This window comes from Type-F symbiont of Plautia stali, from assembly GCF_059731105.1.
Genome location: NZ_AP035909.1, coordinates 2,808,700 through 2,833,231, shown reverse-complemented (window position 1 = coordinate 2,833,231; position 24,532 = coordinate 2,808,700). Strand labels below are relative to the sequence as shown.

At 58.6% G+C, this 24,532-nt stretch carries 25 protein-coding genes; 22 read left to right on the top strand and 3 right to left on the bottom strand.

Annotated elements, in window-relative coordinates:
- The first annotated feature begins 235 nt into the window (after nucleotides 1-235).
- The 12 genes from ccmA to AC6I7A_RS13195 all read left to right on the top strand — a co-directional run bounded on the left by ccmA (nucleotide 236) and on the right by AC6I7A_RS13195 (nucleotide 10,147).
- Nucleotides 236-853 (top strand): cytochrome c biogenesis heme-transporting ATPase CcmA, encoded by a 618-nt coding sequence (ccmA, locus tag AC6I7A_RS13250; RefSeq protein ID WP_009088917.1) that lies wholly within the window; start codon nucleotides 236-238, stop codon nucleotides 851-853.
- Nucleotides 853-1,512: a heme exporter protein CcmB gene (gene ccmB / locus AC6I7A_RS13245; protein WP_058956856.1), complete on the top strand. Its 660-nt coding sequence runs from the start codon at nucleotides 853-855 to the stop codon at nucleotides 1,510-1,512. The genes ccmA and ccmB overlap by 1 nt, the downstream gene beginning before the upstream one ends.
- Before the next feature lie 50 nt (nucleotides 1,513-1,562).
- Nucleotides 1,563-2,303, top strand: coding sequence for a heme ABC transporter permease (locus AC6I7A_RS13240; protein WP_058956857.1), 741 nt, complete (start codon nucleotides 1,563-1,565; stop codon nucleotides 2,301-2,303).
- Nucleotides 2,300-2,533, top strand: a complete 234-nt coding sequence (gene ccmD / locus AC6I7A_RS13235; RefSeq protein WP_009088921.1) for a heme exporter protein CcmD — start codon at nucleotides 2,300-2,302, stop codon at nucleotides 2,531-2,533. The genes AC6I7A_RS13240 and ccmD overlap by 4 nt, the downstream gene beginning before the upstream one ends.
- Entirely contained in the window at nucleotides 2,530-3,015 is a 486-nt protein-coding gene (gene ccmE, locus AC6I7A_RS13230) for a cytochrome c maturation protein CcmE (RefSeq protein WP_009088922.1), read from the top strand. The genes ccmD and ccmE overlap by 4 nt, the downstream gene beginning before the upstream one ends.
- Entirely contained in the window at nucleotides 3,012-4,970 is a 1,959-nt protein-coding gene (locus AC6I7A_RS13225) for a heme lyase CcmF/NrfE family subunit (protein ID WP_058956858.1), read from the top strand. Before ccmE ends, AC6I7A_RS13225 begins: the two co-directional genes overlap by 4 nt.
- The gene (locus AC6I7A_RS13220; protein ID WP_058956859.1) at nucleotides 4,967-5,524 is read left to right on the top strand and encodes a DsbE family thiol:disulfide interchange protein; all 558 of its coding nucleotides are present in this window, start codon (nucleotides 4,967-4,969) and stop codon (nucleotides 5,522-5,524) included. Before AC6I7A_RS13225 ends, AC6I7A_RS13220 begins: the two co-directional genes overlap by 4 nt.
- Entirely contained in the window at nucleotides 5,521-5,976 is a 456-nt protein-coding gene (locus AC6I7A_RS13215; protein WP_181161922.1) for a cytochrome c-type biogenesis protein, read from the top strand. Before AC6I7A_RS13220 ends, AC6I7A_RS13215 begins: the two co-directional genes overlap by 4 nt.
- Entirely contained in the window at nucleotides 5,973-7,184 is a 1,212-nt protein-coding gene (gene ccmI, locus AC6I7A_RS13210; RefSeq protein WP_058956860.1) for a c-type cytochrome biogenesis protein CcmI, read from the top strand. Before AC6I7A_RS13215 ends, ccmI begins: the two co-directional genes overlap by 4 nt.
- Before the next feature lie 149 nt (nucleotides 7,185-7,333).
- Nucleotides 7,334-8,098: a phospholipid-binding lipoprotein MlaA gene (gene mlaA / locus AC6I7A_RS13205; protein ID WP_009088933.1), complete on the top strand. Its 765-nt coding sequence runs from the start codon at nucleotides 7,334-7,336 to the stop codon at nucleotides 8,096-8,098.
- Nucleotides 8,099-8,520: 422 nt separating this feature from the next.
- Nucleotides 8,521-9,765 (top strand): PAAR domain-containing protein, encoded by a 1,245-nt coding sequence (locus tag AC6I7A_RS13200; protein WP_058956861.1) that lies wholly within the window; start codon nucleotides 8,521-8,523, stop codon nucleotides 9,763-9,765.
- Nucleotides 9,758-10,147: a DUF943 family protein gene (locus AC6I7A_RS13195; protein ID WP_058956862.1), complete on the top strand. Its 390-nt coding sequence runs from the start codon at nucleotides 9,758-9,760 to the stop codon at nucleotides 10,145-10,147. Before AC6I7A_RS13200 ends, AC6I7A_RS13195 begins: the two co-directional genes overlap by 8 nt.
- Nucleotides 10,148-10,824: 677 nt before the next feature.
- On the opposite strand, the gene fadL is transcribed toward AC6I7A_RS13195, so the two are convergent.
- Nucleotides 10,825-12,108 carry a long-chain fatty acid transporter FadL gene (gene fadL / locus AC6I7A_RS13190; protein ID WP_046102298.1) on the bottom strand — a complete coding sequence of 428 codons (1,284 nt, stop codon included), beginning with the start codon at nucleotides 12,106-12,108 and terminating at the stop codon, nucleotides 10,825-10,827.
- A 358-nt stretch (nucleotides 12,109-12,466) separates the two neighbouring features.
- On the opposite strand from fadL, the gene AC6I7A_RS13185 reads away from it, so the two are divergent.
- From AC6I7A_RS13185 to sixA, 4 genes are all read left to right on the top strand, one after another.
- Entirely contained in the window at nucleotides 12,467-12,763 is a 297-nt protein-coding gene (locus AC6I7A_RS13185; RefSeq protein WP_009088938.1) for a YfcZ/YiiS family protein, read from the top strand.
- Nucleotides 12,764-12,921: 158 nt separating this feature from the next.
- On the top strand, nucleotides 12,922-14,232 hold the full coding sequence (fadI, locus tag AC6I7A_RS13180; RefSeq protein WP_058956863.1) for an acetyl-CoA C-acyltransferase FadI: 1,311 nt from the start codon (nucleotides 12,922-12,924) through the stop codon (nucleotides 14,230-14,232).
- Entirely contained in the window at nucleotides 14,232-16,352 is a 2,121-nt protein-coding gene (gene fadJ / locus AC6I7A_RS13175) for a fatty acid oxidation complex subunit alpha FadJ (RefSeq protein WP_058956864.1), read from the top strand. Before fadI ends, fadJ begins: the two co-directional genes overlap by 1 nt.
- A gap of 200 nt (nucleotides 16,353-16,552) precedes the next feature.
- Nucleotides 16,553-17,035 (top strand): phosphohistidine phosphatase SixA, encoded by a 483-nt coding sequence (gene sixA / locus AC6I7A_RS13170; RefSeq protein WP_009088942.1) that lies wholly within the window; start codon nucleotides 16,553-16,555, stop codon nucleotides 17,033-17,035.
- Between the two features lie 28 nt (nucleotides 17,036-17,063).
- Here the strand turns inward: sixA and smrB are convergent, their stop codons facing one another.
- On the bottom strand, nucleotides 17,064-17,612 hold the full coding sequence (gene smrB, locus AC6I7A_RS13165; protein ID WP_009088943.1) for an endonuclease SmrB: 549 nt from the start codon (nucleotides 17,610-17,612) through the stop codon (nucleotides 17,064-17,066).
- Nucleotides 17,613-17,771: 159 nt separating this feature from the next.
- Here smrB and prmB point away from each other — a divergent pair, with 159 nt between their 5' ends.
- From prmB to AC6I7A_RS13135, 6 genes are read left to right on the top strand one after another with little or no spacing between them, the layout of a single operon-like run.
- On the top strand, nucleotides 17,772-18,704 hold the full coding sequence (gene prmB / locus AC6I7A_RS13160) for a 50S ribosomal protein L3 N(5)-glutamine methyltransferase (protein ID WP_058956865.1): 933 nt from the start codon (nucleotides 17,772-17,774) through the stop codon (nucleotides 18,702-18,704).
- A 45-nt stretch (nucleotides 18,705-18,749) separates the two neighbouring features.
- Nucleotides 18,750-19,835, top strand: coding sequence for a chorismate synthase (gene aroC, locus AC6I7A_RS13155; protein WP_009088945.1), 1,086 nt, complete (start codon nucleotides 18,750-18,752; stop codon nucleotides 19,833-19,835).
- A gap of 4 nt (nucleotides 19,836-19,839) precedes the next feature.
- Entirely contained in the window at nucleotides 19,840-20,664 is an 825-nt protein-coding gene (gene mepA / locus AC6I7A_RS13150) for a penicillin-insensitive murein endopeptidase (RefSeq protein WP_058956866.1), read from the top strand.
- 8 nt (nucleotides 20,665-20,672) lie between these two features.
- Nucleotides 20,673-21,476, top strand: a complete 804-nt coding sequence (locus AC6I7A_RS13145; RefSeq protein WP_009088951.1) for a sulfite exporter TauE/SafE family protein — start codon at nucleotides 20,673-20,675, stop codon at nucleotides 21,474-21,476.
- Between the two features lie 19 nt (nucleotides 21,477-21,495).
- Nucleotides 21,496-22,041, top strand: a complete 546-nt coding sequence (locus tag AC6I7A_RS13140; protein ID WP_009088952.1) for an elongation factor P hydroxylase — start codon at nucleotides 21,496-21,498, stop codon at nucleotides 22,039-22,041.
- A gap of 32 nt (nucleotides 22,042-22,073) precedes the next feature.
- On the top strand, nucleotides 22,074-22,358 hold the full coding sequence (locus AC6I7A_RS13135) for a YfcL family protein (RefSeq protein WP_058956890.1): 285 nt from the start codon (nucleotides 22,074-22,076) through the stop codon (nucleotides 22,356-22,358).
- A gap of 37 nt (nucleotides 22,359-22,395) precedes the next feature.
- Here AC6I7A_RS13135 and mnmC read toward each other — a convergent pair whose 3' ends face one another.
- A complete protein-coding gene (gene mnmC / locus AC6I7A_RS13130) occupies nucleotides 22,396-24,402 on the bottom strand; it encodes a bifunctional tRNA (5-methylaminomethyl-2-thiouridine)(34)-methyltransferase MnmC2/FAD-dependent 5-carboxymethylaminomethyl-2-thiouridine(34) oxidoreductase MnmC1 (protein ID WP_058956891.1) in 2,007 nt (668 codons plus the stop codon).
- Between the last annotated feature and the right edge of the window lie 130 nt (nucleotides 24,403-24,532).

Genomic DNA, 24,532 nt, shown 5'->3' with positions numbered 1-24,532 from the left:
CCTGGTGATAGTGCTGTGGCGTAATAAGCGTAGCTGTTTTTTATTTGCCAATTATGTAACGATCGATGCGAATAAGCGTAACAAGCTTTTTCATACCTGCATTTTTATTCAGACTCAGCACCAGACCGCACGAATAAACCCCTGACAGCGCGCCTGAGCAGCGGCTCAGACTTCGGCCCTTAGCAACATTGTGGTAATATCCCGGCCACTTTTAGCTGGTGCGATTCCCCCCTCGATGTTGGAAATCATTACGCTCACTTGTGCATACGATGAACGCGCGCTGTTTCAGCAGCTCTCATTTCGCGTCTCTGCCGGTGACATTGTGCAGATTGAAGGCCCCAACGGTGCCGGTAAAACCTCGCTACTGCGACTGTTGGCAGGGCTGAGCCGTCCTGAGCAGGGTGAGATACGCTGGCAGCAGCAGCCGATCCTGCGGCAGCGCGACGCCTGGCATCAGGCGATGCTTTATCTGGGCCATCATCCCGGCGTCAAAGGCGTCCTCACGCCGCTGGAAAATCTGCGGTTCTACCATCCTGACTGCAGTGACGCGCAGATCTTTGCTGCGCTTGACAGTGTAGACCTCACGGGTGACGAAGAGGTGCCGGTAAGCCGGTTGTCGGCGGGTCAGCAGCGTCGCGTCGCGCTGGCGCGCCTCTGGCTCAGCCAGGCCCGTGTCTGGATCCTGGATGAGCCGCTGACCGCCATCGACAAAGCGGGGGTTGAAAAATTAATGGCCAGATTTGCCGCCCATGCCGATAACGGGGGCGCCGTGATCCTGACAACCCACCAGGATCTACCCGCTGCGGCCGCGCGGGTGCGTAAAATTCGCCTCGGCGATGCGGAGGCAAGCTGATGCTGTTTCGCCTGATTCAGCGTGAATTGCGTATCGCCTTTCGCGGCGGCGCTGATGTGGTCAATCCGCTGTGGTTTTTCCTGATTGTGATTACCCTGTTTCCGCTGGGCATCGGACCTGATCCGCAGCAGCTGGCGCGCATTGCGCCGGGTGTCGCCTGGGTGGCGGCGCTGCTGGCGTCGCTGCTGGCGCTGGAGCGCCTGTTTCGCGACGATTTCAGCGACGGTTCGCTTGAGCAGCTCCTGCTGTTGCCTGCGCCGCTGCCGGTGACGGTCATCGGCAAAGTCGTGGCACACTGGCTGATCACCGGTCTGCCGCTGATTATCCTGTCGCCGCTGGCGGCGCTGCTGCTGTCGCTGGATTTCAATGGCTGGCGGGCGATGGCCCTGACGCTGCTGCTCGGCACGCCCACTCTGAGTTTTCTCGGTGCCATCGGCGTCGGGCTGACGGTGGGATTACGCCGGGGTGGGGTATTGCTCAGCCTGCTGGTGTTGCCGCTGGCGATTCCGGTGTTGATCTTCGCCAGTGCCGCGATGGAAGCCGCCAGTCAGGGCCTGCCGATGGGTGGCTATCTGGCGATTCTTGGCGCGATGCTGGCAGGCAGCGCCACGCTCTCGCCGTTTGCCACGGCGGCGGCGTTACGGATTACGTTGCAGTAACCGCGCATAAAAAGACGCGGCCTTTTTTATCGTTAATGTGAGCATTTGATATGTGGAAAGCGTTACATCAGCTGGCCCGGCCCGAACGGCTCTATCAGCTTTCGGGGCGCCTGGTGCCCTGGTTTGCGATAGCCGGCGTGGCGACATTACTGCTGGGCTGGATCTGGGGATTTGGATTTGCTCCCGCTGACTATCAGCAGGGTGACAGTTTTCGCATCATGTATATCCATGTGCCCGCTGCCATGTGGTCGATGGGCATCTATGCCGCCATGGCCGTCGCGGCGTTTACCGGTCTGGTGTGGCAGATGAAAATGGCCGATCTGGTTTCCGCCGCCATGGCACCCGTAGGCGCGGTCTTTACCTTTATTGCGCTGGTCACCGGTTCCGCGTGGGGCAAACCGATGTGGGGAACCTGGTGGATCTGGGATGCACGCCTCACCTCGGAGCTGGTGTTACTTTTCCTCTATATGGGCGTGATTGCACTCTGGCACGCGTTCGATGACCGCCGCACCGCAGGCCGGGCCGCCGGCGTCCTGATTCTGGTCGGCGTGGTCAACCTGCCCATCATCCACTTCTCGGTGCAGTGGTGGAATACCCTGCATCAGGGCTCGTCCGGCATCCTTCAGCAGGCGATTGCGCCGGTGATGCGAACGCCGCTGCGCTGGGCCATCCTCGGTTATCTGCTGCTGTTTATCACGCTGACGCTGATGCGGCTGCGCAACCTGATTCTGTTAACGGAACGCCATCGCCCCTGGGCTCTTGACGTCGCAAAACGGGGAGAGCAGAAATGACGCCGGCCTTTTCCTCCTGGCACGCCTTTTTTGCCATGGGCGGCTACGCCTTTTACGTCTGGCTGGCGGTGGCCTGCACGCTGCTTCCGCTGGCGGGACTGACGCTGCATACCCTGTTACTGCGCCGCCGCCTGCTGGCGGAGATCCGCCAGCGTGATGCGCGTGAACGTCGCATCCGGGCAGCTAAATCCAGAAAAGCCGCGGCTGAAGCGGCAGGAGAGAGTGTGTGAATAGCCGTCGACGCAATCGCCTCTGTGCGGCCGTTGCGATTCTGCTTGGCCTGGGCCTGGCCACCGCGCTGGTGATGTATGCGCTGCGCTCAAACATCGATCTGTTTTATACCCCGGGTGAAATCCTCTATGGCAAAGGCGAGGCGCATGAGAAGCCGGAGGCGGGCCAGCGGCTGCGCGTCGGTGGCATGGTGATGCCCGGCAGCGTGCACCGGGACCCGAACAGCCTGGCGGTAACGTTTAAACTTTATGATGCGCGCGGCGTCGTCAGCGTCAGTTTTGAAGGCATCCTGCCGGATCTGTTCCGGGAAGGGCAGGGCGTCGTGGCGCAGGGCGTGCTGGCGGACGGTAACCAGATCGTTGCCAGAGAAGTGCTGGCCAAACACGATGAGAAATATACGCCGCCGGAGATAGAAGACGCGATGAAGAGCAATCACAACGGCCCGCAGTCACAGTATCAGGCGGGAAATAAATCATCATGATGCCGGAAACCGGGACTTTTCTGCTTTGTCTGGCGCTGGGGCTGGCGCTGCTGCTCAGCAGCTATCCGCTCTGGGGCGCAATTCGTCAGGATGCGCGGCTGATGGCGATGGCGCGCCCGCTGGCCTGCGGGCTGTTTGTCTGCATCGCTGCGGCCTTTATGCTGCTGGTCTGGGCTTTTATCTGCAACGATTTTACCGTGGCCTATGTTGTCACCAACTCCAACAGCCTGCTGCCGGTCTACTACCGCATTGCCGCCACCTGGGGCGCGCATGAGGGATCGCTGCTGCTGTGGGTGTTGCTGCTCAGCACCTGGACCTTAGCCGTGGCGATCTTCAGTCGCGGTATGCCACAGGACGCGCTGGCGCGCGTGCTGGCGGTTATGGGGATGATCAATCTCGGCTTCCTGCTGTTTATCCTGCTGACGTCGAATCCGTTTGCCCGCACGCTGCCCGACTTCCCTGTAGACGGGCACGACCTGAACCCGATGCTGCAGGATATCGGCCTGATCTTCCATCCGCCGCTGCTCTATATGGGTTATGTCGGATTCTCGGTGGCCTTTGCGTTTGCCATCGCTTCGCTGATGGCCGGACGGCTCGATACCGCGTGGGCGCGCTGGTCGCGTCCCTGGACCACCGCGGCCTGGGTCTTCCTGACTATCGGCATTGTGCTGGGCTCGGCCTGGGCCTATTACGAACTGGGCTGGGGCGGCTGGTGGTTCTGGGATCCGGTAGAGAACGCCTCGTTCATGCCGTGGCTGGCGGGCACGGCGCTGATCCACTCGCTGGCCGTCACCGAAAAGCGTGGCACCTTTAAGGCCTGGACCGTGCTGCTGGCGATCACCGCCTTTTCGCTCAGCCTGCTCGGTACGTTCCTGGTGCGCTCCGGCGTGCTGGTGTCGGTCCACTCGTTCGCTTCCGATCCGGCGCGCGGCATGTTTATCCTCGCGTTTCTGGTGATTGTCATCGGCAGTTCGCTGCTGCTCTATGCGATCAAAGGGGGGCAGGTGCGGAGCCGGGTACAGAACGAAACCTGGTCACGGGAATCCTTTCTGCTGGGCAACAATGTGCTGCTGATTGCGGCCATGCTGGTGGTACTGCTCGGCACGCTGTTGCCGCTGGTGCACAAGCAGCTGGGACTGGGCAGCATTTCGGTGGGTGAGCCGTTCTTCAATACGATGTTCAGCTGGCTGATGGCGCCGTTTGCGCTGCTGATGGGGATCGGGCCGCTGATACGCTGGCGGCGCGATGAACCGCAGAAACTGGCCAAACGGCTGGCCCTGGCGCTGCTCATTACCCTGGCCTGTTCGATGATGATTCCCTGGTGGCTGCAGGATCGCATTGCGGCGATGACCGTGGTGGGCTTACTGATGTCCCTCTGGATCATTGTGCTGACGCTGCTGGAACTGCACGAACGCGCCACGCATCGCCATCCGTTTCTGACCGGGCTGCGTCACCTCTCCCGTAGCCACTGGGGCATGGTGCTGGGCCACCTTGGCGTCGGGGTCACGGTGATCGGTATCGCCTTCAGCACGCAGTACAGCGTGGAGCGCGACGTGCGGATGCGGGCGGGGGATAGCGTGGACATTCATCACTATCACTTTGTCTTCCGTGGCGTGCAGAACCTGCAGGGGCCTAACTACAGCGGGGGCATGGGGATTATCGATGTCACGCGCAACGGGAAACCGGAAGCGACGCTGCAGGCGGAAAAACGCTTCTATACCGCGGCCCGAACCATGATGACCGAAGCGGCGATTGATGGGGGTTTCAGCCGCGATCTCTATGCAGCGCTGGGCGAGGAGCTGGAGGATGGCGGCTGGGCGGTGCGTATCTACTACAAACCCTTTGTCCGCTGGATCTGGGCTGGCGGCGTACTGATGGCGCTGGGGGGCCTGTTCTGCCTGTGGGATCCCCGCTATCGCTCGCGCAAAAAAGCCGCACGTGAGGAGCGCGCATGAACAAGAAAATCCTGTTTATCCCGCTGGTGCTGTTTCTGCTGCTGGCAGCGGCGCTGCTGTGGCAGCTGACCCGCAATGCGGATGGCGACGATCCGACCCGTCTTGAATCGGCGCTGATCGGTAAACCGGTGCCGCTGTTCCGGCTGGAAGCGCTCGACCAGCCCGGCAAAACCTACGACCAGCGCGTGCTGACCGATGGCAGGCCGATACTGCTGAACGTCTGGGCAACCTGGTGTCCGACCTGCCGCGCCGAACATCACTATCTGAATACGCTGGCGGAGCAGGGCATTCGGGTGGTCGGCCTGAACTATAAAGACGATCGCCATAAGGCGGTTAACTGGCTGAACACGCTGGGCAATCCGTACGCCCTGAGTCTCTACGATGGCAGCGGCATGCTGGGACTCGACCTCGGCGTTTATGGCGCACCGGAAACTTTTCTGATCGACGGTAAAGGGATTATCCGCTATCGCCACGCCGGCGATCTCAACGCGCGCGTTTGGGAGCAGGAAGTGAAACCGTTGTGGATGAAATACAGTGCGGAGGTGGGATCATGAGATCGCTGTTACTGGTCTGTGGCCTGCTGTTCAGCATCAATCTGTGGGCGACCATCGACACACTGCAATTTGACTCTCCGGCTCAGGAGGCGCAATACCGTGACCTCACCGCATCACTGCGCTGTCCGAAATGTCAGAACAACAGCATCGCCGACTCGAATGCCATGATTGCCGCCGACATGCGGCTGAAAGTTTATGAGCTGATGAAGCAGGGGCAGAGCCGCCAGCAGATCATTGATTACATGGTGGCGCGCTACGGCAACTTCGTCTCTTATTCGCCACCGCTGACCCCGTCAACGCTGATCCTGTGGGCTGGCCCGGCGCTGTTTGTGCTGCTGGGTGGCGCGGTGATTATTCTGCGCAGCCGTCGGCGTCACACCCACAGTGCGCTGGATGACGCTGAGCAACAGCGTCTCGATGCCTTACTGAAGTCAGACAGGAAGCCGTCATGAGTGCATTCTGGATTACCCTTTTTCTGTTACTGCTGGCGGCCTGCACGCTGTTCCTGGCCGCAGGCTGGCGGCAGCGTCAGGCCAGCCCGGGCGACCGCGATCGCCTCAATCAGCGCTTTTACCATCAGCGGATCGATGAGCTGGCGCAGGATGAAGAGCAGGGCGTTGTTGCTGAGCGCCCGGTAATGGAGCGCGAGTTACAGCAGACGCTGCTGGCCGATATTCCGCCGGCGCAGAGCCTCCCGTCCCACAGCAGCAGCCGCTGGATTCTGCTGCCGGGCCTGCTCGTGCTGATTGGGGTATCGCTGGGAACCTATCTGAAAACCGGCGGACTGACGCAGTACACCGGCTGGATGCAGGTGCAGCAGGCGTACCCTGCGCTGCGTGCGCGGCTGATGGACCCCGGCGCCAGACCGCTCAGCATGGAGGAGCTGGCACGTTTAGAGCTCGGATTGCGTACCGCCCTGCAAACGGAACCGGATAATCTGGCCGACTGGACCATGCTGGGGCGGCTTGGCATGGTGCTGAATCAGGCTGATATCGCCAGTCAGGCGTTTGAGCATGCGTTACAGCTCTCACCCAACGATATGACGCTGAAGCAGGATTATGCAGAGGTGCTGACGCGCTCTCCCGATCCGCAGGATAACCGTCAGGCGTCACTGCTGCTGCGCGCCCTGCTGAAAGCGGAGCCGCAAAACCCGCGTACGCTTGGTCTGCTGGCATTTAACGCCTACGGCCAGCAGCAGTACGATCAGGCGATTGAAGCCTGGCAGGCCCTGCTGAACGTGCTGCCTGCCGGTGACACACGACGCGCGATGATCGCCCGCAGCATTGAGCAGGCGAGAAGTGATGCCGGAGAGCAGAGCCGTCAGCTGGCGCTGACCGTGCGGCTGACCCCGCAGGCAGAAAAAATGTTACCGCAGGACGGAGTGTTGTATATTTCGGTTTCTGACGGGACGTCACCGGTGCCGGTGGCGGTGAAGCGCATGCCGCTGAGCCACTTCCCGCTGTCGCTGACGCTGGATGACAGCAATGCCATGATGCCGGATCGCCTGCTGTCGGCGCAGCATCAGGTCGCGGTTCGGGTACGTATCTCCCGCGACGGCAGCGCCACCCCGCAGCCGGGTGACTGGCTGGGTGAGAGCGCCGTGACGCCCTGGGATGGTCATCAGCCGATCGTGGTAGAGATTAATCAGCAGCTTCCCTGAACGTCATCAACGATCCTGTTCAGGTCGCTGCGTGCCATTGCCTGCTGCCTCTGGCATAAAGTCAGCTATGCTCATCGGGTAAGCCGATTCGACGCCGGGCTGTGCCTGAACGATGGGTAGCCCTTTTTCATCCGCACAGGGAGATTGGAATGAATTATCGCCTGACCAGCCTGGCTGTGGCCAGCGTCCTTCTGGTAGGTTGTGCCAGTTCAAAGCCGTCAAATAGCGATCCTGCGCAGCGCAGCGATCCTTTCGAAGGTTTTAACCGCACGATGTTTAACTTTAACTACAATGTGCTGGATCCCTATGTGCTGCGTCCGGTCGCTGTCGCCTGGCGCGACTATGTGCCGGTGCCTGCACGAACCGGCCTGAGCAATTTCCTCGGCAACCTGGAAGAGCCCGCCAGCATGGTTAACGCCATTCTGGTCGGTGACGGACGCGATGCGGGTATCCACTTCACCCGTTTCTTCCTGAACAGTGTGCTGGGTCTGGGTGGTTTCATTGACGTCGCCGGTAAAGCCAATCCGGAACTGGCGCGTGAACAGCCGCACCGTTTCGGCACCACGCTGGGCCACTATGGTGTCGGCTATGGTCCTTACGTTGAGCTGCCGGCTTACGGCAGCTTCACTATACGGCAGGATGGCGGTGACTACGTTGATACTCTCTATCCGATCCTCGGCTGGCTGACCTGGCCGATGTCGATTGGTAAGTGGACGCTGGAGGGGATTGAGACCCGCGCGCAACTGCTGGATTCCGATGCGATCCTGAAGCAGCAGAGCGATCCGTACGCCTTTATCCGTAACGCCTACTTCCAGCGTCACGACTTCCTGGCGCGTGGCGGCAAACTCAAGCCGGAAGAGAATCCAAACGCCGCTGCGATTCAGGATGACCTGAAGGATATCGACGCGCAGTAACGTTATGAGATCCTCAAGAGGGCGTGTCACATAAACTGTTCTGAGTTTGTTGACTGCGCCTGACCCGGTCTGCTTCAAGACCGGGTCAGCGTAAATAAGCGTTTTATGCCTTTCCCAGACTGTCCGGTTTGCCTCGTTTTTGCTTCGGGCCGGTTTTTCTCCTCTGTCCTTACTTCTGACCTGATCCGTCACGCCCTGTCTTTTTCCTGTCCAGGTCTGCTATTAGCTTCCTGCCTTCCGTTATGAGCCTGTTTTAAACAAATCTGGTGTCAGAGAATGACTGTTTATATGAGGCAGATCCGGATGTAAAATTCGGCGGAAAATTCTGATGTGAAAAACGCTGTGTAATCAGCGGGATATTTTTAGAGTGTTCCCCTCGTGAGCGGAGATAAACCGTTTATACCATTATGACGTGAGGGATTATGACAACAGGATTCTTTTTGTATCACCTGGATAAAACGACCTGTGGCGGACGTATTCTTGCTGGCGCATCCGATGATACCTACGAAATCGGCGGAATCGAGCGGCAAAAGGTTAGGGCAGGCGATCCGGTGACCTGCGGTAAGCATGAAGGACGGTTCCGTGTCTGTGGTGGTATGGGTGATACTTACGAGGTGGGTGGAGAGTTGAAAGAGTGGGCGGGTTCGCTGGACAGCTACAGCTCCTGCCCGTGTCGCGCCCGGTTCATTGCCGCAGTCGAGACAGACACCTACGAAAGTACCTGCAATGCTGGCAGAGTCGCAGAGCGACAGGAAACTACCCGCATCAAGAGACTGGCCGAGGCGAAGGAAAAGGGGCTCGAACCCCTGCCCATTCCGGCGCTGATTTATGCCACGAATCGGACAATGAATGATTACGGCGCGAAGGACATGCTCCATGGTGATCTGTGCGAGGAGGCGCTGAAAGGACGCTTTGGCCTGATGGACGTTTCGGCCAAAGTGAACCCGTATACGCTGACCCTTGTCCCGTCAACGCCCGCAAGTCCATATGGCGGATTTTATCACGGTAGCCTGACGGAGAATGCGCCGATCGTGGTCAGCCGGGAGGATAGCGCACGGCTAATGTTTGATGAGTTCCGGGAGCTGGCGAAGCTGTTCTCCTTTCAGGGGCCATACAAAAACGTCATCACCGAGATGATCACCCACATGCAGGACAATAGCGGCACACCGTACAGTAGCCCGCTACTGGACAGGGCGCTGAAAGAGCAAATTCTGAATGACCATTCCGAGCAAAGCTCTTTGCTATTAATTCGAGATATTTTGACACCTGCCATTAATTACGAATATGGATTTATTCCGCTCGATAAAAAGGACAAATTATTTGATGTGAAGGGTAACTTTAAGGACTTAAGTGCTGCTGTCCTTCCTAAATTTGACCATCTTATAGACCGCACTAATGGGCTGGTGATTACCGTCCATGATACCTGGTCGACGCATATTACGCTGGAGTCGTTGGAAGTTGAGGGAGAGAGTTTTAGGGCAAAGGTGCATTATCATATTCAGGATCACTTTGGTCTTGATGATGATGATATGCTGAACCCGTTATACCGGAAATTTCGTATCTTCCGGTTGTGGTTCACGCTTCAGCGCTGGGATGAATACGGCTACAGGCCGTTTATCACCGAGATGAATACGACCGTGGAAATTAGCGGGAGGCTGAGTGAATAAGCGACTGATTGCGGGAGTAGCTGTGGTTGCTGCCTGTGGTTATCTACTCTGGCAGTGTTTGACACCAGTTGAGATTGTAGCTGTTCATAGAAACGTTATGCTTGTCAGGCATTTTCCATACCTGAAAAGCCGTCAGATAGCTTGGTGGGAAGCAAATAAGGGCATGATTAAGGCTAAATACGGTATGCCGAATAAAAGCGAAGCTGATTATTACAGTATAGTCATTATGGACTTTGGTAAGGGGTACCGTATCGACAGAGGAACCGATGAAGATTCTGATCTGCTGTGCTTTGATGAAATGTCCACAGATGAAAGATGTATTGAGAAATATCCCCGCCTATGGATTAGGTTTAGTCTAAATACAGGTCTATCTTATCGTTAATCATATCTGCTTCAAAAATGAACTTCCTGAGGTCTTTTTATTCGCGCGTAATCTCTTGTCCTGTGAATGAAAAAAACTACCCAGCAAGACGGCTTTTTCGGGGGGGATCATAAATCAGCAAACACCTAGAGCCTGTGGTAACTGGCTTGGTGGATCGCGTATATCGAATACTGTCACTTTCAGTGAAGCCGTAATCAGGCTTCCACTTCAAGACTTCCAACATCTTAATCCACCTTGTTCAGTTATCCGTGGCTGGTGCCAGAGGAGATATACCGTCTCCATCCGGGTTGGATCAAGTTGATAGTTACGGAAAAGGGCGCAGCAGCCGGGCTGAATGGGGGGCTTGCACACAGCTCAGTGTGGAGCGAAATGTCTAAACGGAACTGAGTGTCAGGCGTGGTATGAGGTGTTGCCCACGTGACCGGGGATAAACCATTGTTAGCATCAGCCAGCGCAAATATGGCTGTGTGTTACCCATGCAAGCCGCTATAAATCTGTAATGGGGGAGTCCGTAAAAGGTGAGGATGAAACTTAGCTATGCGAGCGGGGTTACCATGATGAAGAAATATGTGGTGGAGTGAGAATCTCTGTACCCGCGCCTGCGGGGCATCAGTTGGAATAGGTCAGCAGTCTGAAGGCGACTCATCCGAGTCGCCTTTTTGAATCCCACCCGCCGGTCAGAACTTGTAGTTAAAGTTCGCGCCGTAAAGCCAGGCCTTGCCTTCTGAGTTAAAGGTATAAGGACCTTCTTTTACCGTCACTTTCTGTCCGTGCATATAGGAGATGCCCAGATCGACCGAGGCGTTATCGTTGAAGGCATACGACGTACCCGCACTCAGCCATAAACGATCCTGATCCGGGATGGAGATAGAGCGTTTATCGGCTGGCACCGGGCTGTCATCAAATGCGATACCGGTGCGGAACGTCCAGTTGCTGTCGTAGAAATAGGTGGTGCCCAGCGCGATACGGTAGGCATCGTGGAAGCTTTCATCTTTATAGAACAGCGTCTGGCCCTGAGAACCGGTGGCTTTCAGCTCCTGGAACTGACTCCAGCTGGTGTACGCCATGCTGTAGTGAACCGCCCACTGCGGAGCCACTTTATGCCAGCCCGACACTTCCCACATCTCCGGCAGATTCAGGGTTAACGCGCCCGGAACCGTCGTGCCGTTGGTACCAAAAGGCACGCCTGACACTTCCGGGTTGTTGACCGCATTCAGACGGGAGGACAGATTACTTTTGTAATCGCCATCAAAGTCGATCTTCACCTCTGAACGATAGCTGAAGCCGAAGCGGTTATTTTCATCCACTTCATACAGGATACCGGCATTCCAGCCGTAGCCCCACTCGTCGCCTTTCAGATGGGCAACCTGTGTATCAGCCGGCACGCCCAGTCTCGCGCCTGATTCACCGGCATAGCGTTCAATTTTCGCTTTAGCATAAACCGCATCAAAACCGACGCCCACGCTGAAGTGCTCATTAAACCGGTAAGCGGTGCTGAGGTTTAAGTTGCCGGTCATCAGGTCCGTTTTGCCGCCGTAGCCGCCAGCGGTGTAACCATTATTAAACTCTGTTGCTAAGCCATAGTTAGAGGTTGCCGATGCGCCAATCCACCACTGATCGTTGATGGGCTGAACGTAATGAATATTGGGTATCCACTGATTCGGGGCGATATTGCTGGCATCCAGGCTGCGACCCGTCGGACTACGGCCCGTGATATCCACATCCGGGTCAATATAAACCGCCCCGATGGAAAACTCCGGGCGATCCATTAACGCCATCGTTGCCGGGTTACGGCTGGCGGATGCCGCCGTATCACCCATTGCCCCTTCGCCTGAGTAGGCGCGACCTAAACCAATCGTAGAGAACTCATTTAACTGAAACCCAGCTGCGTAAACGTGTGAAGAGACAAGCGCCACTGCAGCCGCCACGGCTGACTTTGCGAACAGGTTCTTATGGTTCATGACCACAACCTCATGTGAATTATTATTTAACGCTATAACGTCGCGTAACAAAGGACGGCGGATTGTAGGGACTGACGGTAAACGCACATATCAGACCAGTGCGGAGAGTATAGGTCCGACCTGTGTGCAAGTTGCAATATTGTTTTTAAAATATTTCAGAGTTGATCGCTTAAAATTCGATCTGCATAACAAAAAGCACCCTGGTGAAGACAGCATACCGATTCCAGTTTGTTCTGGATCAATTTTTATTGTGATATTCGTCACTTAGCCACAGTCGCGTGGCGCATCTTATCGCAAGCGGGTAAAATTCCGGCCATAAAATCGCTTAACTCACCCGAAGCCGGGGCAGGAGATAAAGATGACTGATGCCATTAAAAAATGCAGTGCGACCGAAACCGCTGCCTGCTGCTGCGTTGATGTCGGCACCGTAATGGATAATACCGACTGCACCGCCAGCTGGTCAGAGTGGTTCCCGCAGCGACAGGATGCGGAAGCCAAAGCCGCCCGGCTGACTGAGCGTGCCCGTCAGGTGGAATCGGAACCCTGTGTGATTGACGTCCGGTTCAGCGATGTCGATCAGGGCGTGCAGCTGGATATCGATTTCACCTTCAGCTGCCAGGCTGAAACCCTGATTTTCCAGCTCGGCCTGCGTTAACGCCTCTTACGCCGCCTCAGCGCGGCGTTTTTCAATTTCGTGTTTCCCTTCTCACTTTTTCCTTTCTGCTATTGGCGGCTCACCCGCTTGTGGTTAACACTGATCAGGTCAGACCTCTTCAGGCAATGATGCCACAGTCCCGGCTACAGGTGAGAATAATGAGCAAAGCGCAGCCGCTGCTGACGCGTGATGGCGAACGCATCGCAATTACCCACGGGTTACGAACCCCTTTCTTACGCCAGGCGACCGGCTTTCATGGCATTCCCTCCATTGAGCTGGGACGGATGGTGGTCAGCGAATTAATGGCGCGCAGTGAGTTACCGGCTGACGTGATTGAGCTGCTGGTATTTGGTCAGGTGGTACAGATGCCGGAAGCGCCAAACATTGCGCGTGAAATTGTCTTAAGCAGCGGGCTGAATGTGAATACCGACGCCTACAGCGTCAGCCGTGCCTGCGCCACCAGTTTTCAGGCGGTGGCGAATGTGGCAGAGAGCCTGATGGCGGGTACGGTTTCTGCCGCTATTGCCGGCGGGGCAGACTCCTCGTCAGTGTTGCCGATTGGGGTCACTAAAACGCTGGCCCGCGCGCTGGTGGATCTCAACAAGGCCCGCAGCCTGGGGCAGAAACTGCATATCCTTAAACGGCTGCGTCCGCGCGACCTGCTGCCGGTGCCGCCTGCGGTGGCGGAATACTCGACCGGCCTGCGGATGGGGGACACGGCCGAGCAGATGGCGAAAAGCTACGGTATCACCCGTGAGGCTCAGGATGCGCTGGCGCTCCGCTCCCATCAGCATGCCGCCAGAGCCTGGCAATCCGGGGTACTGAATCAGGAAGTCATGGCAGCCTTTGTACCGCCGTGGAAAGCCGCAATCGATCAGGACAATAACGTGCGGATGAACGCTAAAGCAGAGGATTACGCCCGACTGCGTCCCGCCTTTGACCGCCAGCACGGCAGCGTTACCGCCGCCAACAGCACGCCGCTGACGGATGGCGCGGCAGCCGTCATTCTGATGCGGGAAGGGCGCGCCAGGGAACTGGGCGTCACGCCGCTGGGCTACCTGCGCAGCTACGCGTTTACCGCCATTGATGTCCAGCAGGACATGCTGCTGGGGCCAGCCTATGCTTCGCCGCTGGCGCTGGATCGTGCCGGGGTGAGCCTGGCCGATCTGACGCTGATAGATATGCATGAGGCGTTCGCGGCCCAGACGCTGAGCAATCTGCAGCTGTTTCGTGACGAACGTTTCGCCCGTGAGGTGCTGAACCGGCCGCATGCGCTGGGCGAGGTCAACGAAGAGCGTTTTAACGTGCTGGGCGGTTCCATCGCCTATGGCCATCCTTTTGCCGCCACGGGCGCGCGTATGATTACCCAGACGCTTAATGAACTGCGCCGCCGTGGTGGCGGGCTGGGACTGGTCACCGCCTGCGCGGCGGGTGGTCTGGGTGCGGCAATGGTTCTGGAGGCCGAATAATGGAGCAGAATGCCTTTCAGCTGACGATGCGCCAGGATCACGTCGGCATTATCACGATTGATGTCCCTGGCGAGAAGATGAACACCCTGAAAGCGGAATTTGCTGGCCAGATTGCCGCCATCATTGCGGAAGCGCGACGCGATCCGCAACTGGCGGGACTGGTCCTGATCTCCGGCAAAACGGACAATTTTATCGCGGGCGCGGACATCAGCATGATTGACCGCTGCCAGAGTGCGCAGGAAGCTGAAGCGCTGGCGAAGCAGGGCCAGGAAGTGATGGCGATGATCGACGCGTTGCCTTTTCCGGTGGTGGCGGCCATTCATGGGGCCTGCCTGGGCGGTGGACTGGAACTGGCGCTGGCCTGTGATGCGCGCATCTGCTCGCTGGATGATAAAACCCGCCTCGGCTTGCCGGAGATACAGCTCGGCCTGCTGCCTGGCTCTGGCGGGACGCAGCGGCTGCCGCGTTTAATCGGCGTTCAGCGGGCGCTGCCGCTGATGCTGACCGGCAAAAGTCTGCGCGCGAAGCAGGCGCGAAAGCTCGGCGTCGTCGATGATGCGGTTCCCCGCCCGATCCTGCTGGAGACCGCGATTGCGCGGGTGAAAAAGGGCAAGGTCAGCGGACGCGTCCTGCCGCTGCGCGATCGGCTGCTGCATGGCCCGGTCGCCCGCCAGGCGCTGTTTGCGCTGGCGAAACGCCAGACCGCGGCGAAAACGCAGGATAACTATCCGGCCGCCAGACGGCTGATTGAGGTGGTGCGCATCGGGCTGGAGCAGGGCAGCCGCGCCGGCCATGATGCGGAGGCGCGCGCCTTTGGCGAACTGGCGATGACGCCGGAGTCCGTTGCGCTGCGCGGACTCTTCTTTGCCACCACGGCGATGAAAAAGGAGCGGGGCGGTGAAGCTGAACCCGCGACCGTGAAGCGTGTTGCGGTGCTGGGCGGCGGGCTGATGGGCGGCGGCATTGCCAGCGTCACCGCGATCAACGCCGGGTTGCCGGTGCGAATCAAAGATATCAGCCTGGAAGGCGTCAGCCATGCGCTGAAAACCAGCTGGGATCTGCTCAGCAAAAAGGTCCGGCGTCGTCAGCTGACCCCGGCAGCGCGTCAGCAGCAGATGGCGCGCATCACAGGCGGCATCGATTATCAGGGATTCTCGCAGCGCGACGTGGTGATCGAAGCGGTGTTTGAAGATCTTGCCCTGAAGCAGCAGATGGTGCACGACGTTGAGGCACACTGTCAGCCGCATACCCTGTTTGTTTCCAACACCTCTTCACTGCCGATTGCGGATATCGCCGCCGGGGCGCAGCGTCCTGAGAATGTCATCGGGCTGCACTATTTCAGTCCGGTGGAAAAAATGCCGCTGGTGGAGGTGATCCCGCATCTGAATACTTCGGCCTCGACGCTGGTTACCGTTGTGGCACTGGCGCGCAGTCAGGGCAAGACGCCGATCGTCGTCGCAGACAAGCCGGGTTTCTATGTCAACCGCATCCTGACCCCCTATATAAATGAAGCGATGCGCTGTCTGCTGGAGGGGGAGCCAATTGAACACATTGATCGGGCGCTGGTGAAGTCTGGTTTTCCGGTTGGTCCGCTTCAGCTGCTTGATGAGGTCGGCATTGATGTCGGCAGCAAAATCAGCCCTATTCTGCATCAGGCCTATGGTGAACGCTTTGCCGCACCCGCCGCGTTTGATGCGGTGATCAGGGATGGCCGTAAGGGTCGTAAAAATGGCCGGGGCTTCTATCGTTATGACCTGCCGCGCTGGCAGCGTAAAAAACCGGACGCCTCGCTTTACAGCCTGCTGAAGGTCACGCCGCAGGCCAGGCAGAGTGGGGCACAGATTGCAGAACGCTGTGTGATGATGATGCTGAATGAAGCCGCCCGTTGTCTCGATGAGCAGGTAATTCGCAGCGCCCGGGACGGTGATGTGGGGGCGGTGTTTGGCATCGGCTTTCCGCCTTTCCTGGGCGGGCCGTTCCACTACATGGATAAACTGGGCGCGGCGGAAATGATCAGCCGGCTGAACCGTCTCGCGCAGCAGCACGGTGAACGATTTGCCCCCTGTGAGGCGCTGATTCAGGCGGCTGCGGAACAGACGAAATTTTACATTTCTCTGTGAAATGGAATAACGGCTCCGATTCAGCGGGTTAGAAAAGCGCCGCTCGCGTGTGCGGCGCAGCATGAATCTGAGAAGTGCTTATTTAATAAACAACCGGTTGACTATACTGAAGCCATTAGGGTAAAACACAGCGTTCATTCGCAGAGTGAAGAGTCTGACGCGTCGCGTCGGGCGATATCGACAAACAACAGCGGTGCTTTATGCAAGTTTTTATCATGCGTCACGGCGATGCGGCTCTGGAAGCAGCAAGTGATTCAGTCAGGCCTTTAACCTTATGTGGCTGTGATGAATCGCGTCAGATGGCCCACTGGCTTAACAGCCAGACGCCGGACATCGAGCGTGTCCTGGTCAGTCCCTATCTACGCGCGCAGCAGACGCTCGCTACCGTGCGTGAAGCCTATCCCCTGCCGGAAGGCCAGGACGTGTTACCGGAGTTAACGCCGGGTGGCGATCCGGGTCTGGTCGGCTGCTATCTGCAGGCGCTGGCGAACGAAGGGGTGAAATCGGCGCTGGTCATCTCCCATCTGCCCCTGGTGGGCTACCTGGTTTCCGAACTCTGCCCGCAGGAAACTCCACCGATGTTTGCCACTTCCGCCATTGCCTGCGTCGAGTTCGATCCGGCAGAGAGTGCCGGTAAACTGCTGTGGCAGGTCAGTCCGAAGAAGCTGGCGAAAGCCATCTGACGATGAGGGGCCGATGACACCGGCCCTGTCAGGGCAACTCAGGCGGTTGCCACTCCTCAATCTCAATCAGCACCAGCAGCGCAGCATCACCGCCGAACATTTTCGGCGCCTGATGAAACGCCATGACCCACGGATGCTGGGCCAGCCACAGCGGCGTCTGCTGCTTCAGAATATGTTTTCCATGTCCGGTCATGACGCTGGCGCAGAACAGATGTTCACGGCGGCAGGCGGCGATCAGTGCGCCCAGCTCCTGCTTGGCCTGCATCTGCGTTAAGCCGTGCAGGTCGAGAAAAATCTCCGGGGTATAGTCACCCCGGCGCAGTTTTTTCAGCTCAAAATGGCTGACATCGGCGCGCACGTAACGGGTAGCCCCTTCGGTCGAGAGCAGAGGCTGAAACTCATCCGAAAAGTAATGGCTGTTGTCCGCCTGCTCTGAAAGCAGACGTTTTACCGGAATCTCGCGGGTTTTTACCGGCGCTTTATGGACATAAGTGTCCTGTTTTAACTGACGTGTCCCCGTCATTAACTGGCGAAACAGCGCCTCATCATCCGGGCTTAGCGGTGTTTTTTTACTCATGGCAGGTCAGTCTTATCAGAAAAGGCTGTCACACAGCAGAGCCGATACCTTACCGTTAAGTGTCATTAATTGTCAGCTTTTTCACCTCGCTGCGCTGAATTCTCCCCGGCTTCATGGCACACTATCGGCCGATTTAGCAAAAGGCCTGCGGAGGGCTACGTGGACAAAATTTTCGTCGATGAGGCAGTGAACGAACTGCACACCATTCAGGACATGCTGCGCTGGGCGGTAAGCCGCTTTTCCGCTGCCGGAATCTGGTACGGACATGGCACAGACAATCCCTGGGACGAAGCCGTTCAACTGGTCCTGCCGTCTCTCTGGCTGCCGCTGGATATTCCGGAAGATATGCGCAACGCGCGTCTGACCGCCAGCGAGCGTCTTCTGATTGTCGAGCGCGTCATTCGTCGCGTTAACGAGCGTATTCCGGTCGCCTACCTGACCAACAAAGCCTGGTTCTGCGGTCACGAATTCTTTGTTGATGAGCGCGTGCTGGTGCCGCGTTCACCGATCGGCGAACTGATCGAGAACCGCTTTGCCGGTCTTATCAGCACGCCACCCGCGCATATTCTGGATATGTGCACCGGCAGCGGCTGCATCGCGATTGCCTGCGCTTACGCCTTCCCGGAAGCGGAGGTTGACGCCGTCGATATCTCGACCGGTGCGCTGGCGGTGGCCGAACAGAATATTGAAGAACATGGCCTGATCAATCAGGTCACGCCGATTCGTGCCGACCTGTTCCGCGAACTGCCGCCGCTGAAGTATGACCTGATCGTCACTAACCCGCCTTATGTGGATGCGGAAGATATGGACGATCTGCCCAATGAATATCGCCACGAACCGGAGCTGGGTCTGGCGGCGGGCAGCGATGGCCTGAAGCTGGTGCGCCGCATTCTGGCCTGCGCGCCTGATTATCTCAGCGATCAGGGCGTTCTGGTCTGCGAAGTCGGTAACAGCATGGTGCATATGATCGAGCAGTATCCCGATGTGCCCTTTACCTGGCTGGAGTTTGACAACGGCGGTGACGGTGTCTTTACGCTGACGCGCCAGCAGATCGTCGACGCACAACACCATTTCTCCTTTTACAAAGACTAAAAGTGGGGCGAAGCCTCGCCCGCCGAACCCTGACAAGGAAACAGCATGGCCGGAAACAGCATCGGACAATTTTTTCGAGTAACTACCTTTGGCGAGTCCCACGGTCTTGCGCTGGGCTGCATCGTTGATGGGGTGCCACCGGGCATCCCCCTGACCGAAGCGGATATCCAGCATGACCTCGACCGTCGTCGTCCTGGCACCTCGCGCTACACCACGCAGCGTCGCGAGCCGGATCAGGTGAAAATTTTGTCCGGTGTGTTTGAGGGTGTGACCACCGGCACGTCTATTGGCCTGCTGATTGAGAACACCGATCAGCGGTCGCAGGATTATGGCGCGATCAAAGATCTCTTCCGTCCCGGCCATGCCGATTACACCTACGAGCAGAAGTATGGTCAGCGCGACTACCGTGGCGGTGGCCGCTCTTCGGCGCGAGAAACCGCGATGCGCGTGGCCGCCGGTGCGATAGCGAAGAAGTATCTGCAGATGAAACATGGTGTGGTGGTGCGCGGCTATCTGGCGCAGATCGGGGATATCGCCTGTGAGCTGAAAGACTGGAGCATCGTGGAAGAGAATCCCTTCTTCTGCCCGGATGCGGAGAAGCTGGAGGCGCTGGATGAACTGATGCGCGGCCTGAAAAAAGAGGGCGACTCCATCGGGGCTAAAGTCACGGTCATGGCTGATAACGTGCCGCCTGGCCTGGGCGAACCGGTCTTTGACCGTCTGGATGCCGACCTGGCGCACGCGCTGATGAGCATCAACGCGGTGAAAGGGGTAGAGATCGGTGACGGCTTCGCGGTGGTCAGCCAGCGCGGCAGCCAGCATCGGGATGAAATCCGCCACGATGGTTTCCAGAGTAACCACGCCGGCGGCATTCTGGGCGGCATCAGCAGCGGCCAGACCATCAGCGCCAACCTCGCAATGAAACCGACCTCCAGCATCACCGTGCCGGGTAAAACCATTACCCGCGACGGTGAAGAGGTGGAGATGATCACCAAAGGCCGCCACGATCCCTGCGTCGGGATCCGCGCCGTGCCGATCGCCGAGGCGATGATGGCGATCGTCCTGATGGATCATCTGCTGCGCCAGCGGGCGCAGAACGGTGACGTTAACAGCACCGTGCCGCGCTGGTGATGGCATGAAGGCACTTCTGCTTACTCTGAGCGCGCTGTTGTTCAGCGCCTCCAGCCTGGCGGCGACGCCGTGGCAGCGTATTCAGCAGCCGATCAGCGGCACACCGCAGTCCATCGGCGGCTTTGCGAATGGCTGTATTATTGGTGCCCGGGCACTGCCGCTCAATTCACCCGACTACCAGGTGATGCGTCAGGATCAGCGTCGTTATTTCGGTCATCCCGATCTGATTGCGTTTATTCAGCGGCTGACGACCCGTGTGCACAACCTGCAGCTGGGTAATGTGCTGATTGGGGATATGGGCATGGCGGCTGGCGGACGTTTCAGCAGCGGTCACGCCAGCCATCAGACCGGGCTGGATGTCGATATCTGGCTGCAACTGCCGAAAACCCGCTGGACCGCGCAGCAGCTGCTGAAGCCGCAGCCGCTGGATCTGGTCGGGCCGGGTGATAAAAACGTGATTGCGCGCCACTGGCAGCCGGAAATCGACAGCCTGATTAAACTGGCGGCGAAAGACGATGATGTCACGCGCATCTTCGTCAACCCGGCGATTAAAAAGCAGCTTTGTGCGGATGCCGGTGCCGATCGTGACTGGCTGCGCAAAGTGCGGCCCTGGTTCGCGCATCGGGCGCATATGCATGTGCGGCTGCGCTGCCCGACCGGCAGTATCGGCTGTGAAGATCAGCCGCCACCGCCTCCGGGCGATGGCTGTGGCGCAGAGCTGCAGAGCTGGTTCCTGCCGAAGCAGCCCGGATCGGGCGCGCCGGTGAAACGTGAACCGCCGCCGTTACCGCCTGCCTGTCAGGCTCTGCTGGATAAACATCTACTGTAAGGGATTCCATGGAGTGGTTCGTGGTCAGTCCGCTGCTGGTCGGGCTGCTGTTTCTGATTGCCATGCTCGCCGGTTTTATTGACTCGATTGCGGGTGGCGGGGGGTTACTGACGGTGCCGTCGCTGCTGGCGGCGGGTCTCTCACCGGCTCAGGCGCTGGCGACCAATAAACTGCAATCGGTCGGCGGGTCGTTCTCCGCCAGCCTCTACTTTGTGCGACGCGGCGCAGTTAATCTGAGTGAGCAGTGGCTGAATATCGCCATGACGCTGCTGGGGTCCGTGCTGGGGGCGGTGCTGATCCAGCGCCTGCAGGCGGACTTTCTGCGTCAGATGCTGCCGCTGTTTTTGATCGCGATTGGCTTGTGGTTTCTGCTGATGCCGCGTCTCGGTGAAGAAGACCGGGCGCGTCGCCTGCACGGCCTCGCCTATGCGCTGGTCGGGGGCGGTGCCGTGGGCTTCTATGACGGATTTTTCGGGCCGGGCGCGGGCTCTTTCTATGCGCTGGCCTTCGTCACGCTCTGCGGTTACAACCTGGCGAAGGCGACAGCCCATGCCAAAGTTCTCAACTTCACCTCTAACGTGGGCAGTCTGCTGTTCTTTATGTTCGGCGGCAAAGTGGTGTGGGGAACCGGCCTGATTATGATGCTCGGCGCGTTCTGCGGCGCGCGTCTGGGCGCCCGGCTGGTGCTGAGCCGCGGGCAGAAACTGATCCGCCCGATGGTGGTGATTGTCTCTGCCGTAATGAGCATAAAACTCCTGTGGGACAGCCATGGCAGCGCCGTGATGGCGTGGCTCTCCACACTGCAATCGTAACTTTTTACGTGATAACGTCATGAACCCGACCCATCATTATGAACAGCTGATTACGCTGTTCGATCGCTGCTTCAGCGATGAATTTCAGACACGCCTGATTAAAGGCGACGATGAACCGATCTATCTTCCTGCTGATGCAGAGTCGCCGTGGAACCGGGTGGTTTTTGCCCACGGCTTTTACGCCAGCGCCCTGCATGAGATCTCTCACTGGTGCATCGCCGGTGAGGCACGCCGTAAACTGGTCGATTTTGGCTACTGGTACTGCCCGGATGGCCGCGATGCGCTGACCCAGAGCCAGTTTGAAGCCGTTGAAGTGAAGCCACAGGCGCTGGAGTGGATGTTTTGTATGGCGGCGGGCTTTCCCTTCAACGTCAGTTGTGACAATCTCGACGGAGATTGTGAGCCGGATCGCATTGCGTTTCAGCGTAAGGTACATGCTCAGGTCATGAGCTATCTGACGGCGGGTATTCCCGCGCGTCCCGCGCGTTTTATTACCGCCCTGGCGGAATTTTATGGCAGGCCTTCATTAACAGCGGCGCAGTTTCCCTGGCCGGACGATCTGTGATGCAGGATGACATTATCAAAAGAGGAATTGAGATGATCGCAGAATTTGAAGCGCGTATCCTGGCCCTGATTGACGACATGGTCGAGCATGCCAGTGACGATGAACTGTTCGCCAGCGGTTATCTGCGCGGGCATCTGACCCTGGCGGTCGCTGAAGTGGAGCAGCTGGATGAGCATACGCCAGAAGCGCTGCAGGTTCAGGTGACCCGCAGCCTGCAGAACGCCATTGCCGCAGGCGAACTCTCGCCGCGCGACCAGTCGCTGGTGGTCGGCATGTGGGACAACCTGTTTGTTCAGGCGCGCCAGCTCTCCGCATGATGTGACAGGGCGGTAAGCGCCGCCCTGCAGACCCGCTTTATACCGCTTTTCCCTTCAGCAGTTTCCTGACCCAGTAGCGATTCGGATTGAGTGCCGCCAGCGTGGTCGCATCCAGCGGCTGTGGCTCACCCGCCAGCTGGGCGGCCAGCACCTCGGCTGCCAGCGGTGCGCTGCACAAGCCGCGCGAACCCAGCGCACCAAACAGATAAAGTCCCGGCAGATCGGGCGCGTCACCAATCTGACCGCCTGCCGCAAGCCGGGCCGGTAAATCCGCATACTGTGCCAGCGTCGCGGCATAATCGGGCACGCCGCCTACCATCGGCAGGTGATCGCGCGTGGCGCAGCGCACGCCCATTCTGGCTTCTCCCTCACTGACATCCACCGTTTCCGCCCAGCGGCTGTCAGGCAGACAGTGCAGCAGTCGACTGCGATTCTCCTGCTGATCCGCCTCGCGATAATGCGTTGCGGTTTCACCACGATGGTAGCTGGCACCGATACAGTGGGTACCAGACTGGGTGCTGACCGGCGTCAGATAGCCGTCGTAACAGAGCACGGTCTGCAGCGCGCTGAGGGCAGGCGTGGCGGGAACATGGCTCACCTGACCCGCTACCGGGTAGGCTGGCAGCGGGGCGCTTTGCGCAAAGTCGGCGATCGCGTGACCGTTTGCCAGGACCACCGCGGAATGGTGAACCGCCGGGCGGTCGCTCAAGGTCAGCGTCCAGCCATCCTCCTGTTGAGAAAGCCCGCTTACCCGGTGCAGCCAGTGAATGCGTAAGCCCTGTGTTTCGCCATGGGCGAGCAGCGCGGTGGTCAGCTCAGCCGGTGAGAGCCAGCCGCCCTCCGGATAGAAAATGCCGCCGCAGCCCAGCGCTACCTTCGCCCGGTTTTCCGCCTCTGCGACATCGACGCCGCAGGCGAGGGTTTCAGGCAGATCCATCGCCAGCATCTGTTCGATCTTTTTGCGGCTCTTTTCATCCCAGCCCAGTTGCAGCACGCCACTCCACTCATGCTCAAAGGTGACCCCGCTCTGGTCGTAGAGTCGCCGGGCAAAGCTGAATGCCGCCGGGAAGAAGGTGGCGAGGGCCGGGTCATGCTGATTGAGCAGCGGATAGAGTGCGCCCTGCCGGTTACCGGAGGCACCCAGCGCGGGTGCCGCATCGGCGCAGTAGAGCGTTACCCGCCAGCCTCGGCGCAGCAGCGCCAGCGCCAGGGTCGCGCTGGCCACGCCGCCGCCAATCAGGGCAACTTCCTGCTGCGCCGCCGGACGGCGATGATACCAGGGCTGCGTCCCGGGGAGCAGAGGCGCATCCTGCAGGCTGCCGCACAGCATTTCGCGCTTCGGGCCAAATCCTTTGCGGCGGGTGACGTCAAATCCCGCCTCCTGCAGACCGCGCCGCACAAACCCTGCAGCAGTAAAAGTCGCGAAAGTCCCCTGTGGACGCGCCAGCTTCGCCATCATGCAGAACAGCGCGGGCGTCCACATATCGGGATTCTTTGCGGGCGCGAAGCCATCGAGGAACCAGGCATCGACCTGACGATGCAGGCTCTCATCCACCTTTTCCATCAGCAGGTTGATATCGCCCAGCCACAGATCCAGCGTGATGCGTCCGCCGTCAAACAGCAGTCGCTGGCAGCCGGGCAGGGCAGCGGGCCACTGGGCCTGCAGCGCTTCTGCCCAGGGGGCAAGTTCGGGCCAGTGCTGATGCGCCGCGATCAGATCCGCGCGGGTTAACGGAAATTTCTCAAAGCTAATGAAATGCAGACGTTTTACTGTCGCACCAGGCTGTTCACGCTGAAAGGCGTCAAAGGCCTGCCACAGAGTAAGAAAATTCAGGCCGGTACCAAACCCGCTTTCCGCCACGATCAGGAGATCGCGCGGATGCGCCGCAAAACGCTGCGGGAAACCGTTGCCGCCAAGGAACACATAGCGTGTCTCTTCCAGACCATTGTCGTTAGAGAAATAGACGTCGCCAAACGCTCGGGAAACAGGTGTACCCTGTTCATTCCAGTTTAGCTGCGCATGTTTAACCGGGGTTAATTTCACGGGAAAGGCTCGTTTTTCAGGCAGTGGCGCGATTTTAACGACCCAGGTCACATGACGCAAATTTACAAAAGGAAATAGCTGATCGGACTTGTTCGGCGTACAAGTGTACGCTAGAGTGCATGCCAATTAC

Coding starts and splice junctions, on each gene's coding strand:
- ccmA (WP_009088917.1), top strand. CDS start 236: ATGTTGGAAATCATTACGCTCACTTGTGCATACGATGAACGCGCGCTG.
- ccmB (WP_058956856.1), top strand. CDS start 853: ATGCTGTTTCGCCTGATTCAGCGTGAATTGCGTATCGCCTTTCGCGGC.
- AC6I7A_RS13240 (WP_058956857.1), top strand. CDS start 1,563: ATGTGGAAAGCGTTACATCAGCTGGCCCGGCCCGAACGGCTCTATCAG.
- ccmD (WP_009088921.1), top strand. CDS start 2,300: ATGACGCCGGCCTTTTCCTCCTGGCACGCCTTTTTTGCCATGGGCGGC.
- AC6I7A_RS13225 (WP_058956858.1), top strand. CDS start 3,012: ATGATGCCGGAAACCGGGACTTTTCTGCTTTGTCTGGCGCTGGGGCTG.
- AC6I7A_RS13220 (WP_058956859.1), top strand. CDS start 4,967: ATGAACAAGAAAATCCTGTTTATCCCGCTGGTGCTGTTTCTGCTGCTG.
- AC6I7A_RS13215 (WP_181161922.1), top strand. CDS start 5,521: ATGAGATCGCTGTTACTGGTCTGTGGCCTGCTGTTCAGCATCAATCTG.
- ccmI (WP_058956860.1), top strand. CDS start 5,973: ATGAGTGCATTCTGGATTACCCTTTTTCTGTTACTGCTGGCGGCCTGC.
- mlaA (WP_009088933.1), top strand. CDS start 7,334: ATGAATTATCGCCTGACCAGCCTGGCTGTGGCCAGCGTCCTTCTGGTA.
- AC6I7A_RS13200 (WP_058956861.1), top strand. CDS start 8,521: ATGACAACAGGATTCTTTTTGTATCACCTGGATAAAACGACCTGTGGC.
- fadL (WP_046102298.1), bottom strand. CDS start 12,108: ATGAACCATAAGAACCTGTTCGCAAAGTCAGCCGTGGCGGCTGCAGTG.
- AC6I7A_RS13185 (WP_009088938.1), top strand. CDS start 12,467: ATGACTGATGCCATTAAAAAATGCAGTGCGACCGAAACCGCTGCCTGC.
- fadI (WP_058956863.1), top strand. CDS start 12,922: ATGAGCAAAGCGCAGCCGCTGCTGACGCGTGATGGCGAACGCATCGCA.
- fadJ (WP_058956864.1), top strand. CDS start 14,232: ATGGAGCAGAATGCCTTTCAGCTGACGATGCGCCAGGATCACGTCGGC.
- sixA (WP_009088942.1), top strand. CDS start 16,553: ATGCAAGTTTTTATCATGCGTCACGGCGATGCGGCTCTGGAAGCAGCA.
- smrB (WP_009088943.1), bottom strand. CDS start 17,612: ATGAGTAAAAAAACACCGCTAAGCCCGGATGATGAGGCGCTGTTTCGC.
- aroC (WP_009088945.1), top strand. CDS start 18,750: ATGGCCGGAAACAGCATCGGACAATTTTTTCGAGTAACTACCTTTGGC.
- mepA (WP_058956866.1), top strand. CDS start 19,840: ATGAAGGCACTTCTGCTTACTCTGAGCGCGCTGTTGTTCAGCGCCTCC.
- AC6I7A_RS13145 (WP_009088951.1), top strand. CDS start 20,673: ATGGAGTGGTTCGTGGTCAGTCCGCTGCTGGTCGGGCTGCTGTTTCTG.
- AC6I7A_RS13140 (WP_009088952.1), top strand. CDS start 21,496: ATGAACCCGACCCATCATTATGAACAGCTGATTACGCTGTTCGATCGC.
- AC6I7A_RS13135 (WP_058956890.1), top strand. CDS start 22,074: ATGATCGCAGAATTTGAAGCGCGTATCCTGGCCCTGATTGACGACATG.